This is a genomic window from Vibrio sp. 970 (assembly GCF_033339075.1).
On the sequence record NZ_JAWOTW010000006.1, the window covers coordinates 201,025 to 214,626 of the forward strand.

General features: G+C 44.7%; 11 protein-coding genes. 5 read left to right on the forward strand and 6 right to left on the reverse strand.

Going from position 1 to position 13,602, the window contains the following annotated elements; genetic code table 11:
- Positions 1–296: 296 nt before the first annotated feature.
- Positions 297–1,028: a DUF3379 domain-containing protein gene (locus tag R7Q11_RS11610; protein WP_225466452.1), complete on the reverse strand. Its 732-nt coding sequence runs from the start codon at positions 1,026–1,028 to the stop codon at positions 297–299.
- Positions 1,021–1,596 carry a sigma-70 family RNA polymerase sigma factor gene (locus tag R7Q11_RS11615; RefSeq protein WP_033907378.1) on the reverse strand — a complete coding sequence of 192 codons (576 nt, stop codon included), beginning with the start codon at positions 1,594–1,596 and terminating at the stop codon, positions 1,021–1,023. The genes R7Q11_RS11610 and R7Q11_RS11615 overlap by 8 nt, the downstream gene beginning before the upstream one ends.
- Before the next feature lie 720 nt (positions 1,597–2,316).
- Here R7Q11_RS11615 and fadI point away from each other — a divergent pair.
- Both fadI and fadJ read left to right on the forward strand, forming a co-directional pair.
- Positions 2,317–3,624 (forward strand): acetyl-CoA C-acyltransferase FadI, encoded by a 1,308-nt coding sequence (gene fadI / locus R7Q11_RS11620; RefSeq protein WP_005384447.1) that lies wholly within the window; start codon positions 2,317–2,319, stop codon positions 3,622–3,624.
- Positions 3,624–5,735 carry a fatty acid oxidation complex subunit alpha FadJ gene (gene fadJ, locus R7Q11_RS11625; protein ID WP_047104368.1) on the forward strand — a complete coding sequence of 704 codons (2,112 nt, stop codon included), beginning with the start codon at positions 3,624–3,626 and terminating at the stop codon, positions 5,733–5,735. Before fadI ends, fadJ begins: the two co-directional genes overlap by 1 nt.
- Before the next feature lie 62 nt (positions 5,736–5,797).
- On the opposite strand, the gene R7Q11_RS11630 is transcribed toward fadJ, so the two are convergent.
- On the reverse strand, positions 5,798–6,052 hold the full coding sequence (locus R7Q11_RS11630; protein WP_017635936.1) for a hypothetical protein: 255 nt from the start codon (positions 6,050–6,052) through the stop codon (positions 5,798–5,800).
- A gap of 168 nt (positions 6,053–6,220) precedes the next feature.
- Positions 6,221–8,998 carry an insulinase family protein gene (locus R7Q11_RS11635; RefSeq protein WP_225466453.1) on the reverse strand — a complete coding sequence of 926 codons (2,778 nt, stop codon included), beginning with the start codon at positions 8,996–8,998 and terminating at the stop codon, positions 6,221–6,223.
- A gap of 374 nt (positions 8,999–9,372) precedes the next feature.
- Between R7Q11_RS11635 and sixA the strand changes: the two genes are divergently transcribed.
- A complete protein-coding gene (gene sixA, locus R7Q11_RS11640; RefSeq protein WP_005380537.1) occupies positions 9,373–9,837 on the forward strand; it encodes a phosphohistidine phosphatase SixA in 465 nt (154 codons plus the stop codon).
- 96 nt (positions 9,838–9,933) lie between these two features.
- On the opposite strand, the gene smrB is transcribed toward sixA, so the two are convergent.
- Positions 9,934–10,464: an endonuclease SmrB gene (smrB, locus tag R7Q11_RS11645; protein WP_065274739.1), complete on the reverse strand. Its 531-nt coding sequence runs from the start codon at positions 10,462–10,464 to the stop codon at positions 9,934–9,936.
- A 62-nt stretch (positions 10,465–10,526) separates the two neighbouring features.
- Here smrB and prmB point away from each other — a divergent pair, with 62 nt between their 5' ends.
- Both prmB and aroC read left to right on the forward strand, forming a co-directional pair.
- A complete protein-coding gene (gene prmB / locus R7Q11_RS11650; RefSeq protein ID WP_005380541.1) occupies positions 10,527–11,459 on the forward strand; it encodes a 50S ribosomal protein L3 N(5)-glutamine methyltransferase in 933 nt (310 codons plus the stop codon).
- A 180-nt stretch (positions 11,460–11,639) separates the two neighbouring features.
- Positions 11,640–12,725: a chorismate synthase gene (gene aroC, locus R7Q11_RS11655; protein WP_033907375.1), complete on the forward strand. Its 1,086-nt coding sequence runs from the start codon at positions 11,640–11,642 to the stop codon at positions 12,723–12,725.
- A 223-nt stretch (positions 12,726–12,948) separates the two neighbouring features.
- On the opposite strand, the gene R7Q11_RS11660 is transcribed toward aroC, so the two are convergent.
- Entirely contained in the window at positions 12,949–13,572 is a 624-nt protein-coding gene (locus tag R7Q11_RS11660) for a trimeric intracellular cation channel family protein (protein ID WP_065274738.1), read from the reverse strand.
- Positions 13,573–13,602 lie beyond the last annotated feature (30 nt).

A 13,602-nucleotide genomic window follows, 5' to 3' on the forward strand; every position in this document is an offset into this window, starting at 1 on the left:
TGTTTTTCCTTATTAGATTCGTCTCTTTGGACGATAAATTGAGCTTTTGCTCAGTGGCGCAGATAGTAGTATCAATAGTTGCTTGGACAAATCCGACCATTGGATAAAATTGAATAAAAATTGCAGAAATGATGTCTAAAAGACGGGAAATTGCACTTAAAATGCATAATTTAGAGTTTAAGCTCTAAATGCGATAGGGGTGGTGAATGTTTTGTGTTCTATTTATACAAAAATGCCGCTAAATAAGATCATTTAGCGGCATTTAACCTTTTGAAGGCTGGAAATCGTCGAAGTTGTTACATCGGCTTAATCATTGATGCAAGAGTCGTAGCGAGCGCATCAATATTTTCACCTTCTTCCCCGACTAAAATCAGGCTTGAACTCCCGACGGGCTGAACGATTCCGGTCATGCCATCCTTACTAAAGCCGGTACTTTGTTCGCTTGGAATACCAGTAATAAATAACGTTACTTTACCTTTTGGACCTTGGAACACCATATGCACCGCATTGGATTCGCCAAAACCGCAGTGGTTTAGGTAGTAAACGTGATATGGAAAGTTTTCACTAAACTGGTAATGAAATGGCGACATTTTCGCATTAATTTGCGAGCTCGGTACATCCTCATCAAGATGACGAACAAACGGTTCTTCATGAATAACGTGTTTCATCGCGGTATCCGCTAAACTGGCTTGTGCTGGAGACACCAAAACATTTCCCCAGTTTACTTGGCCAACTAATAACCCTGCGGTGAACGCAATAGAAGCGGCAAGTGCCATTGCTTTGCGGACAAAGTTTGGTCTTACGACCTTCTCTTCATCAAGTGCACTCGACGTCTGACTAAATAAAATCTTATCTGCGAGATCTTCGGGTACATCCACATTCATGGCTTGTTTAATTTTTACATCGAGATCCAAAACGTCATCAACAAACTTATTGTTGGCGTCGCTACCAGCTAAAGCTTGCAGAATCTCTTCATCCTTTTGTTTTGGATCCGACAAAATACGACGACGAAATTCTAAATCATCCATTCTTTTGTCCTCTCTTGGTATCTTGAGAATCCAACATCTCTTTAAGTTGATTACGAGCGCGAAATAGTCGAGTCATCACTGTGTTTTTATTTAAATCAAGAATGTCACCAATTTCTTCTCCACTGAAACCACCAACAACTTGGAGAAATAAAGGCTCACGGTATTCAACATCGAGCTTCATGATCTGTGCCTGCAGCCATTCTTGCTGATGATGTGGTTCATCGCTGACTTTAGCATCATTGCCGTAATCATCGATATCAACTAAATCAAATTGTTTACGTTCGAAGCGGCGCGCATTTTCTCGTCTCAATATTGTGATGAGCCAAGACTTGGCAGCTTTTTCGTCCTGGAGGCTATCGAGTGACTTCCAAGCTCTAAGACAGGTTTCCTGAACTAGATCTTCCGCGACCGCTTTATCTTTGCATAACCAATATGCGTAGCGGTACAAGTCACGATGATACCCTCGGACGAGCGCTTCGTATTTTCTTTGCTTGTCCATATCAGAGTTGACCGGACTGTTGGAATTTTTCTTTCCAAACATTTTTAATATGGCCACAGGAGCCTCCATCCTCGCTCTGTGAGTTTCTTATTTGTTCTGAGCATGACTTTACTTGCTTCATCGCCTAGCGGTTTTGGTTGCAGGATTTGTCATGCAACCCCTTTGACACAATAAGCCATGTGGTTACCTAAAAGTGTATACGCAAATGTCAGATATCATCGAACACGAATTGATATATATTGTTAACAATATCATCATTAGTAATCAATGGCTTGGATAAGTTCACTCGATGGAGCATTAAAAGGGACTTCTGATGGTGGATTCTTGAATTGTTTTGAATCAATAATCGCTCTAGGTGAGCTTAAAACTCGTAAAATCACTATAAAATTGATCTATTTCAAAATATCAAGCAGTGAAGGGGTTATAGTACACCTTGTCATCTCGTTAGTCATTGCGACTAACATGTTGAGCAAGATGACACTTCCTTTTGAAGGCTGACTTTACTTTCTCCTAATCAGGAAACTGATTACTTTTCAATTGGCGTAAGTTAATTGTTTTATAGATATTCCGACCACACAGTTATGTGTGGTTTTTTTTTGCTTCGATTTTACTTTCCGTATACCTCTTACCGTTTTAACTCTCTATAGTTAACCATTAGTAATCGCATAAGAATCAAAGAAGTAGAGTAATTGAACTACTTGCTTCACGTTTATTTAAACGCACGTTTGATAAATTTAACAAATTCATTACAATGCATCAGGTCAGACCTCTTGTATTTAAGGAGAAACAATGGGCAAGCAGGAAGTAAAAACACGCAATGGTGAGCGTGTCGCTATTGTCGCGGGGCTTCGAACTCCCTTTGCTCGTCAAAGCACGGAATTTAGCCAAGTGCCAGCGGTCGATTTAGGGAAAATGGTAGTAAGCGAAATGCTTGCTCGAACAGATATTGATCCGAAGCTAATCGAACAAGTGGTATTTGGACAAGTAGTACAAATGCCTGAAGCGCCAAACATCGCACGAGAAATCGTGTTAGGTACCGGTATGAACATCCATACTGATGCTTACAGTGTGACTCGAGCGTGTGCAACGAGTTTTCAAGCGGCGGTTAATGTCGCAGAAAGCATCATGGCGGGAACCATCGATATTGGTATTGCTGGCGGTGCAGACTCTTCTTCCGTCCTGCCTATTGGCGTATCAAAGAAATTGGCTGCTAATCTGCTTGCTCTTAGTAAGACAAAAACAATGGGTCAGAAGCTTAGTATCCTCAAAAACTTGAGCTTTAAAGACCTGATGCCAGTGCCACCAGCAGTAGCAGAGTACTCTACGGGTTTATCCATGGGACAAACTGCAGAGCAAATGGCTAAAACACATGGTATTTCTCGCGCAGAACAGGATGCGCTTGCACATCGTTCTCATACGCTGGCTTCTCAAGCTTGGAAAGAAGGAAAAATCCAAGATGAAGTGATGACGGCTTTCCCTGAACCATACAAAAAGTGGATTTCGGAAGACAACAATATCCGTCATGACTCAACGGTTGAGGGATACGCGAAATTGCGACCTGCGTTTGATCGTCAGTATGGCAGTGTTACGGCTGCGAACAGTACGCCATTGACTGATGGTGGTGCGGCAGTGATGTTGATGCGAGAAGGTAAAGCGAAAGAGCTCGGAATGGAGATTCTTGGTTACATCCGAGGTTATGCATTCTCTGCTATCGGCGTGGAAAAGGACATGCTGATGGGGCCGACTTATGCCACAGCGAAAGTGCTTGAAAATACAGGCTTGGAACTGTCAGACCTGACGTTGATCGACATGCACGAGGCCTTTGCTGCTCAAGCATTGGCGAATGTGAAGATGTTTGCTTCCGATAAGTTTGCTCAAGAAAACCTTGGTCGCTCAAAAGCGATTGGTGAAATTGACATGGATAAGTTCAACGTGCTTGGCGGATCAATTGCTTATGGTCACCCATTTGCTGCGACTGGTGCGCGTATGATGACGCAAACCCTACGAGAGCTAAAACGCCGTGGCGGTGGTATTGCATTGAATACCGCATGTGCTGCTGGTGGTCTTGGTGCGGCAATGATTCTGGAGGTTGAGTAATGAGCGAGCAAAAAGCATTTAGTCTAAAGGTTGATGAGCAAAATATTGCTTGGTTAGCCATCGATGTTCCTAATGAAAAAATGAATACGCTGCAGGCGGCTTTTGCTGACGAAATGAAAGAAATTTTTGCTCAGCTAAAAGACTCCAGTGGTATTAAAGGGATGATCATCCACTCCCTAAAACCGGACAATTTTGTTGCGGGTGCTGATGTTCGAATGCTAGAAGCATGCACCACAGCAAGTGAAGCGGAAGCCTTAGCAAGGCAAGGTCAGGATTTATTCCAGCAGCTATCGGACTTACCTTATCCTGTCGTTGCGGCCATTCATGGCCCATGTTTGGGCGGTGGTTTAGAACTGGCTCTTGCATGTGATTATCGTGTTTGTACGGATTCTGACAAAACGCGTTTAGGTCTGCCAGAAGTACAACTTGGTTTATTGCCAGGTTCTGGTGGTACTCAGCGTCTGCCACGTTTGATTGGCCTGTTACCATCGTTGGACTTGATTCTGACGGGTAAACAACTTCGTGCGAAGAAAGCTAAAAAACTGGGCGTTGTGGACGCCTGTGTGCCTGATACCATTTTGCTCGACGTAGCAAAACAGTTTATCGACAAAGGTAAAAACAAGGGTACGAAAAAGCTATCGACGAAAGAAAAGGTGATGTCTGGTAGCGGGCTAGGGCGTAAGTTTGTATTTGAACAAGCAGCGAAGAAAACGAATCAAAAAACCCGTGGTAACTATCCAGCAACGGTTGCAATTCTAGAAGTTATTCAACATGGCTTAGAGAAAGGCTTCGCTAAAGGTCAAGAACTTGAAGCGAAGCGCTTCGGTGAGCTTGTGATGAGCTCAGAGTCAAAAGCGCTCCGTTCTATCTTCTTTGCCACAACAGAAATGAAGAAAGAGAATGGCACGGATGCGAAACCAGCACCAGTTCATAAAGTTGGTGTGCTTGGTGGTGGTCTGATGGGCGCCGGAATCAGCCATGTGTCTGTTGCAAAAGCAAAAGTACCTGTTCGCATCAAAGACGTCAGCAACGATGGCGTTTTAAATGCGCTCAACTACAACTACAAGTTATTTGAGAAACAGCGTAAACGTCGCATTCTATCCAAGGCCGATCTGCAAGCGAAAATGCTGCAACTGTCTGGTGGTGTCGATTTTACCAGTTTTAATCATATTGATGTCGTAATTGAAGCCGTTTTTGAAGACTTAGATCTTAAGCAAAAAATGGTGGCGGACATTGAAGCGAACGCTAAGACAGAAACTATCTTTGCGACCAATACTTCTTCGTTGCCTATCCACAAAATTGCAGAAAAAGCAGAGCGTCCAGAAAACGTAGTTGGTTTGCATTACTTCAGCCCAGTAGAAAAAATGCCTTTGGTGGAAGTGATTCCACATGAAACGACGTCAGATGAAACCGTTTCAACAGTTGTTGCACTTGCTAAGAAGCAAGGTAAAACCCCAATCGTAGTGAAAGACAAAGCGGGCTTTTACGTGAACCGCATTCTTGCTCCATACATGAACGAAGCGGCGCATATTTTGTTGGCTAACGAGCCGATCGAAAAGATTGATACGGCGTTGCTTGATTTTGGTTTCCCTGTTGGCCCGATTACCTTGTTGGATGAAGTTGGTGTCGACATTGGCGCAAAAATTATGCCGATCTTGGTTAATGAGTTAGGTGACCGATTCAAAGGGCCGGATGTGTTTGATATCTTGTTAAATGATGGACGTAAAGGACGCAAGAGTGGTAAGGGCTTTTACACTTACAAGGGTAAGAAGAAAGATGTCGACAAATCAGTTTACAAACTGCTTAAGCTCGACCCTGAATCTAAGTTAAGCGATAACGATATTGCGTTGCGCTGTGTGCTGCCAATGTTGAATGAAGCGGTACGTTGTTTGGATGACGGTATCATTCGCTCGCCACGTGACGGTGATATTGGCGCGATATTTGGTATTGGTTTCCCACCGTTCTTGGGTGGCCCGTTCCGTTACATGGACCAATTTGGCATTAAAGAGCTCGTAGAGAAAATGAATGAGTTTGCATCGAAGTATGGCGATCGTTACGCGCCGTGTGATGGTTTGCTTACTCGAGCTGGTGAAGGGACAACGTTCTATTAAATGGTGCTTCGGTAGAGAAAAAGGCTTGCCAGTGGCAAGCCTTTTTCATTAAGAAGAAATGGTTACTTCTTCTTGTCTTTCTTATCTTTATTGTGGCCTTTACCTGGGTTGTCGTCCCCGTGAACGCTGCTATTACCTTTTTTGTCTTTATCGTTCCACTGTTTCGAGGAGCAATCATCTGAGTTGATAGATACATTGTCTCCGCTAAGGCGCACACAGTCGTCACTTAATTCGAAGCCATCGCCTTTGACTGAGATTTCAGCGTGAGCAGATGCCAATGGCAGTATAAGAGCCACAAGTAAAAGTGCTTTTTTCATGACTACCTCATTAAGTTATTTTTAGTGCGGGAATTAGAGCATAAGCCGTAATGGCGTAATTTCAATTTTCTGCTAATTATGGTGCCGATTCAATCTATGAGACCGACAATCTCACGGGGCTCTAGGTACATACTTAGTATTCGACAATTTTATTTCTGCGCAACTAGATCACCCCAAGCCGCAATCTTTTGGCCGAAGTTGGAACTCTTCAATTGATCCAATTTCTTGTCCTAGATGGATGCGCGGAGCCTCCGAATGCGCTTGACCTTGAGAGTGCATGATCAAACGATTTGCAGTACGAGGTTTCAATTCGTTCACAACGAAGCGAATCATGTCTGCGCGCGTCAGCTTCTTCAACTCCGCCAGTACCTTGTCACGTTGGTTAAACTCAGTGTCCTTATTTCCTATCGCAACCCAAAGACGTTGAGCCCGTCCTCGAAGTGTGGTGTCCGGCGTTGCTATTTGGTTCCACAAGCCGCGCTTACTGCTGTGCCATTGGTAATCGTTTAACTCTAACAGCACCATATAAAAGGCATTTAAAAACTCATCGATTGAGGTAACCAGCTCGGCCGGTGCTGCATTAGGTGACTGCACATACAGTACAATACCAGGGTGACGATTTAGCGGCATATTGCCAGTGCCTACCATGTAACCTAATTGCTGCTTGGTACGGATTTCGTGGAAAAACGTTGCCGACATAAGGTGATTGGCCAATGAGTATAGCGCGATACTACGAGGCTCAATATCCTCGCACTGGTGGTAAATAACGACCGCGGAATCTTGCTGATTACAATGCACCTCACGTTGAAAACTGCCATTTTTACCTAGCATAATGAGCGGACGAAGTGCCTCTTCATAACGTTGCTCGTTAACTCTTAGAGCATCCTTCAAGGTCGTAGCCATGTCTTGGGCTTGCTGGCGTTGCCAGTCTCCGTAAACAAACATTTCAACGTGCAGTTCTGCAAGAATGGATTCTACGAATACCGAGAGTTCATCGACTTCGATTTCTTCTAGCGCTTCGACTAAGGTTGCGAAAGGCGGGTTATTGGGTTGAAGTAACCCAGTAAGTGCGTTAAACAGCTGCGAAATAGGGCGATCTTGTGAAGCATTTCTCCAGTTTCGTAACAGTTGTTGTTTGATGGTTTCAAAGCGAGCAGGGCTGAAATCTCGAGAAGCAAAACGGTGCAGAATCATTTCCAGCAACTGAGGCAGCTTTTGACTGAACCCAGAGAGGGTTAAGGTCACGCCACCTTGGTGAGCGTACATGTTGTAACCCATCCCTGCGATTTCTGCTTGATAGGTTTCTTTTGCTAGCGAATCGAGGAACATCTCTACACATAAGCGCGTTTTGACGATGTTCTTTGGTGATGCAACGGCATGAGAGCTGTCGATAGCGACATAAACGACACCTTTAGGCACGCGAAATTCGTCATCTTGCAAATGCCACAGCCGAAACCCTTCGAGATCCTCAATCAACTCTGGCAGCGAATCACCATTTTCGAGTGGCATGGGGTCGAGGTCGTAGCAAATATAAGGGTTCTTTTTCGGTAAGACGAATTGCCAGCTTGGGTCGATTTGTTGATAGAAACGACGTTGGTCCTCACTAAAAGGTGTGACGGAGTACGGGGTAAAGTACCATTCGGCAGTACGGTTGTATTCCAGGCCTTTAGCAATCAAAGTGACGCGTACATTATCGATGGTTAAGTATCGCAGCAATGAACGCTGTAACTCCTCATCGTAGCCCGCCATTTTGTAGTCACCATAAACCGTGTCTTCCGGTTGATAGTGCTGCATGTTGATCACCAGATGGCTGACGAGATCCATTGGGCGCGATGGCTCTTGGAAGCGGAAAGCCGATTCTAATACCGCTTGTTTTTCGAGATAGCGCCATTCATCTAACCCGTCTTGTTTGATCATCGAGAGGTATTGAAAAACCGCTTGAACGATATCATCAACATGATCTAAGCCGTTTGGCGTCAGGGTGCAGCTTACGGTAAAGTCTCGGTAGTTACTGCCACTCGCGCCGCCGCCCGCTGAGAGAGAGGTAATCCAGCCTTTTTCTTTGAGTTGAAGCATCAAACTGCCTTCTCCTTCATAACCCAACAGGTGAGCAAAGTAGGAGAGTGGCTTCACGCTATAATGCGCATCCATTCCCGGCATGGGGAATGTGAGAATCAGTTTACGGAACTCTTTGAGCGGCTCGACTTGAACCAAAATGCCCGTGCTTTCCTCATTGCCGATCGGTACATCAATCGATTTTCCACGAAGATGGTGATTTGGGATGTCGGCAAACATGGCTTCTACCCAAGCTTGCTGTTCATCGAGCGGCTGTGGCCCAAATAGAGTCAGTGTCATCAAATCGGCGGAATACTGAGAGTGGTGAAACTCCACAATTTCGTCGCGGATGGATTTACCATCTCGGTCGCCAAGAGTATCTAAGTTTCCGACAGAGAATTTTGAAAACGGGTGCTCTGGATTGATGACTTCTTTGTTAACTTGATACAGGCGACGAGAATCATCATTGAGTTTGAGCTTGTATTCGGAGTCGACAGCCTGGCGTTCTTTGTCTAATGCTTCTTCGTTAAACAAAGGTGCGGTAAAAAATTGGCTAAATCGATCTAAGGCACTTTCAAAGGCATTTGGAGCAATATTGAAAAAGAAACAAGTGTGCTCTGTACCAGTCCAAGCGTTGTTTGTTCCACCGTGTTGGCTAATATAGCTTTGAAACTCGCCCACTTTAGGGTATTTTTCCGTACCCAAAAAAAGCATGTGTTCTAAATAGTGTGCCAGACCTTGGCGATCGTTTGGGTCGTCGAAGTGTCCAACGTTCACTGCCAGAGCAGCTGCCGACTGTTGAGCTGTATCGGAATGAATCAGCAGTACACGCAGTTCATTGCTCAAGGTAATGTAGCGGTATTGATTTGAATCGTTAGGACTTAGATGCACGATGCGTCTCCAGATTTCGCATTACAGTAATGTAGGCTCCCCTCGCGGGGGGCGCAAAGTTTGCGTTTCGACAAATACTGCTTGCCGTATTTTTGTTATTCGTAGACTTCTGCACAGGCCCATCGCGTTTGCGTATGGGGAAGAACTGTTTGAGTGAATGCTCTGAACTCATTGCACAGTTAAATAGTGTGATGAGCTGAGTACATTCTTTTAATAGATTGTTAAGAAAGTCGCTATCTTTAACAAGCGAATTGGTATAATGAACAGATAATTATATCAGTATTTTTGTTTCGTCATTGTTAAAGTTAGCCCCGTCTATCTAATAAAGATAGCAGTCAACCTTTTGGTAGCGTTAGCTATCCCTAGGAAATAACATGAAAATATTCATCATGCGTCACGGTGAAGCCGAGCATTTTGCAGATTCAGACGCAGCACGACAATTGACCCCAAGAGGCAGAGTCGAATCAGAAGCGGTTGCTAGAGCCTGTAAAGAACAGGGTTTTGCGCAATTCGATAAAGTGTTGGTGAGTCCGTACATTAGAGCTCAACAAACTTGGCAAGAGATCAGTGCGTATTTCTCTGCAAAAAGCATTGAAACTTGTGAAGATATTACACCTTATGGCCAGTCCGAGCATGTCTTCGATTTCGCAAGTGCGTTAATCGAAGTCGAACAATTGGACTCGCTTTTGTTCGTATCGCATTTGCCTTTGGTCGGTTATCTGACTTCAGAGTTTGTAAAAGACATGACACCTCCGATGTTTCCTACATCAGGCCTAGTGTGCATTGAATATGATTTACAAACACAAAATGGTGAAGTGCTATGGCATATTACGCCATAAGTGTCTAAACCAAAATAAGCGTTTGCAAATTAGAGACAGAATAAGAAAGGCAGGAGATCCCTGCCTTTTCGTTTCGTCGTGTCTACAGCAAGCTTGTTACTTTTCAGGAATTGAAAGCAACACTAACAACGCACCATCACCACCAAATTCTAGTGGCGCTTGGTGAAAAGCCATAACGTCAGGATGCTGTGCTAACCAAAGTGGGGCTTTCTGTTTCAGGATGTGTTTCCCAATACCATGTTGCACACACGCGCAATGAATCTCGTTTTTGATGCAATAGGCTATCATCGCACCAAGCTCGCGTTTTGCTTCTTGCTGTGTCATGCCGTGCATATCGAGGAACACGTCCGGTACATACACGCCACGACGTAGACGTTTGACTTCATAAGTGGAGACGTCGTCACGTGCATAACGAGTTGGACCTTCATCGTTTAATAGAGGGACAAACTCGTCTGAAAAGTAAAATTCAGAGTCACTCGCTTCACGGTTGGAGCGCTTGATTTCTTTTTGCTTAGTATTTTTTTTTGGTTGCTGGATTATGGTATCCTGTCGCAACTTTTTTACGCCCTGTACTGCTTCCTGAAACAAGGCGAAATCGTCATCGTTCTCGGTGTCTTTTTGGCTCATTAGGTAAACAATTTCATTAATAAACTTTATTGGCAGTATTGTAGCGCTTTTCGGAGGCAATTTTGGATAAGATTTTTGTAGAAGAAGCGGTATCGGAGCTGCATACCCTTCAAGATATGATTCGTTGGACGGTAAGCCGCTTTAATGCAGCGAACCTGTTTTACGGTCATGGTACTGATAATGCGTGGGATGAAGCAGTTCAGCTTATCCTGCCAACCTTATACTTGCCGATTGATGTGCCTCCGCACGTATTGAACTCTCGCCTAACGACAAGCGAGCGTCTGCGTATTGTTGAGCGCGTAGTAAAACGCATCAACGAGCGTACGCCAACAGCATACCTAACCAACAAAGCATGGTTCTGCGGTCTTGAGTTCTTCGTTGATGAGCGTGTACTTGTGCCACGTTCTCCTATCGGCGAATTGATTCAAGCGGAATTCCAACCTTGGTTGGTGGAAGAGCCTACGCGCATCATGGACCTATGTACGGGTTCTGGTTGTATCGCGATTGCTTGTGCGCACGCTTTCCCTGAAGCAGAAGTGGATGCTATCGACATCTCTACAGATGCTCTACAAGTGGCTGAGCAAAACGTACAAGATCACGGCATGGAGCAGCAAGTGTTCCCAATTCGCTCTGATTTGTTCCGTGATCTTCCAAAAGAGAAATACAATCTAATCGTGTCCAACCCACCATATGTGGATGAAGAAGACATGAACAGCCTGCCAGATGAGTTCACGCATGAGCCTGAGCTTGGTTTAGCTGCGGGTACGGATGGTCTAAAACTAGTGCGTCGTATTCTTGCTAACGCGCCAGATTATCTAACAGATAACGGCATTCTTATTTGTGAAGTCGGAAACTCAATGATTCATATGATGGAACAGTATCCAGAGATTCCATTTACTTGGATTGAGTTCGAGAACGGCGGTCATGGCGTATTTATGCTAACGCGTGACCAGCTGGTTGAGTGTGCAGAAGAGTTTAAACTGTACAAAGACTAATAGAGTCTTGCACTAAACATCAAAACACCGAGCTTTATGCTCGGTGTTTTTTTTATGCATACCTCGCCGATATTAACTCTTTACATCAAAACGTAATAAAGCCACTATGAATCCACGAAGAATTGGAAAGCAGCTATGCTCTGTTTTGAGAGAGCGTGGCGATAAAAACTTGAGGAAGTAATGGCAGGAAACAGTATCGGACAACATTTCCGAGTGACGACATTCGGGGAAAGTCACGGTATCGCACTGGGATGTATCGTAGACGGATGTCCTCCGGGGTTGGAAATTACAGAAGCAGATCTACAAATCGATCTCGACCGCCGTCGTCCAGGCACATCACGTTACACCACACAACGTCGTGAACCGGATGAAGTTAAAATTCTTTCTGGCGTTTTTGAAGGCAAAACCACGGGCACATCGATCGGTTTGCTAATTGAAAACACCGATCAGCGCTCAAAAGACTACTCTGACATCAAAGATAAGTTCAGACCGGGTCATGCTGATTACACTTACCACCAAAAATACGGCATCCGCGACTATCGCGGTGGCGGCCGTTCTTCAGCTCGTGAAACCGCAATGCGTGTGGCGGCTGGTGCAATCGCGAAGAAATACTTAAAAGATGAGTTTGGTGTTGAGATTCGTGCTTACTTGTCACAAATGGGTGATGTATCTATCGACAAGGTAGATTGGAGCGAAATCGAGAACAATGCATTCTTCTGCCCTGATGCTGACAAAGTAGAAGCATTTGACCAACTTATCCGTGACCTGAAAAAAGAAGGCGACTCTATTGGCGCAAAAATCCAGGTTGTGGCAACTAACGTGCCTGTTGGTCTCGGGGAACCCGTATTTGACCGTCTGGATGCAGACATCGCGCACGCACTAATGAGCATCAACGCGGTGAAAGGCGTAGAAATCGGAGACGGTTTCGAGGTGGTAAACCAAAAAGGCAGTCAGCACCGTGATACGCTTGCTCCTGAAGGTTTTGGTAGTAATCATGCGGGTGGCATTCTTGGTGGTATCTCGACTGGTCAAGACATTGTCGCAAACATTGCGCTTAAGCCAACATCAAGTATCACTGTGCCGGGTGAGACCATCACAAAAGAAGGTGAACCAACTCAGTTGATCACCAAAGGTCGTCATGACCCATGTGTGGGTATTCGTGCTGTGCCTATCGCAGAAGCGATGCTGGCAATTGTGGTGATGGATCATTTACTACGCCACCGTGGTCAAAACCATGGCGTAACAACTGAAACACCGAAGATTTAAGAGCTTTGTGTCATTCCAACGAGCTATAGCGAGACTAGGAATCTAATTTCAGCACGATGAAAAGAGAAAGAAACATCTCTGACAACAGAGTGCTCGGATAATAGATCCTGAATCATGCTCCTTCGTCGCTGTTCAGGATGACTGAATATAAAATTATGCCACTCACTGAATCGCGGGTGGCACAATTTTATCAGGCAACCTTTTTTGTTTAAGTAGTTTTTGCTTAATGAATCGAGCCTTCGGTTTCCAAATGGAAAGAAGGCAGACGCCACTTAAAGCGTACCGCAGCCATACGCAACATGTAACCAGTAACCAGTGTAATAATAGTGGCAGTGACTTCGGGAACATTGAATTCTAATAGCGCTAAGTACATTCCTGATGCGATAAGAGCGACAGAAGCGTAAAGCTCTTCATGCAGTACCAATGGTGTTTGGCGACAGATTAAGTCGCGAAGTAGCCCACCGAATACACCCGTTACTAACGCTGAAACCATACAAATACCAGGGTGCAAGCCCATGCCCATCGCAATTTTTGTTCCGATGATACTAAACACGATTAAACCTAATGCATCGAGGCGAATGAACAGGCCTTTTAGCTTAATCACCCATTTCGCTAAACCTGTTGTTAGCACACCTGCAACACACGTAATTGCAAGGAACTCTGGGTTTTTTACCCAACCAAGAGGGTAGTGGCCTAATAGAATGTCACGTACGGTGCCACCACCAATGGCCGTTGCGCTGGCCACCAACATAACACCAAACCAGTCCATCTTTCTTCTACCAGCACTTAACGCACCTGTCATGGCTTCAGCCGTGATACCAATGATATACAACACACTTAGCAACATAGGGAAACACTCAACGTAAAAAGTCACTAC

Coding starts and splice junctions, on each gene's coding strand:
- R7Q11_RS11610 (WP_225466452.1), bottom strand. CDS start 1,028: ATGGATGATTTAGAATTTCGTCGTCGTATTTTGTCGGATCCAAAACAA.
- R7Q11_RS11615 (WP_033907378.1), bottom strand. CDS start 1,596: ATGGAGGCTCCTGTGGCCATATTAAAAATGTTTGGAAAGAAAAATTCC.
- fadI (WP_005384447.1), top strand. CDS start 2,317: ATGGGCAAGCAGGAAGTAAAAACACGCAATGGTGAGCGTGTCGCTATT.
- fadJ (WP_047104368.1), top strand. CDS start 3,624: ATGAGCGAGCAAAAAGCATTTAGTCTAAAGGTTGATGAGCAAAATATT.
- R7Q11_RS11630 (WP_017635936.1), bottom strand. CDS start 6,052: ATGAAAAAAGCACTTTTACTTGTGGCTCTTATACTGCCATTGGCATCT.
- sixA (WP_005380537.1), top strand. CDS start 9,373: ATGAAAATATTCATCATGCGTCACGGTGAAGCCGAGCATTTTGCAGAT.
- smrB (WP_065274739.1), bottom strand. CDS start 10,464: ATGAGCCAAAAAGACACCGAGAACGATGACGATTTCGCCTTGTTTCAG.
- aroC (WP_033907375.1), top strand. CDS start 11,640: ATGGCAGGAAACAGTATCGGACAACATTTCCGAGTGACGACATTCGGG.
- R7Q11_RS11660 (WP_065274738.1), bottom strand. CDS start 13,572: ATGTTGCTAAGTGTGTTGTATATCATTGGTATCACGGCTGAAGCCATG.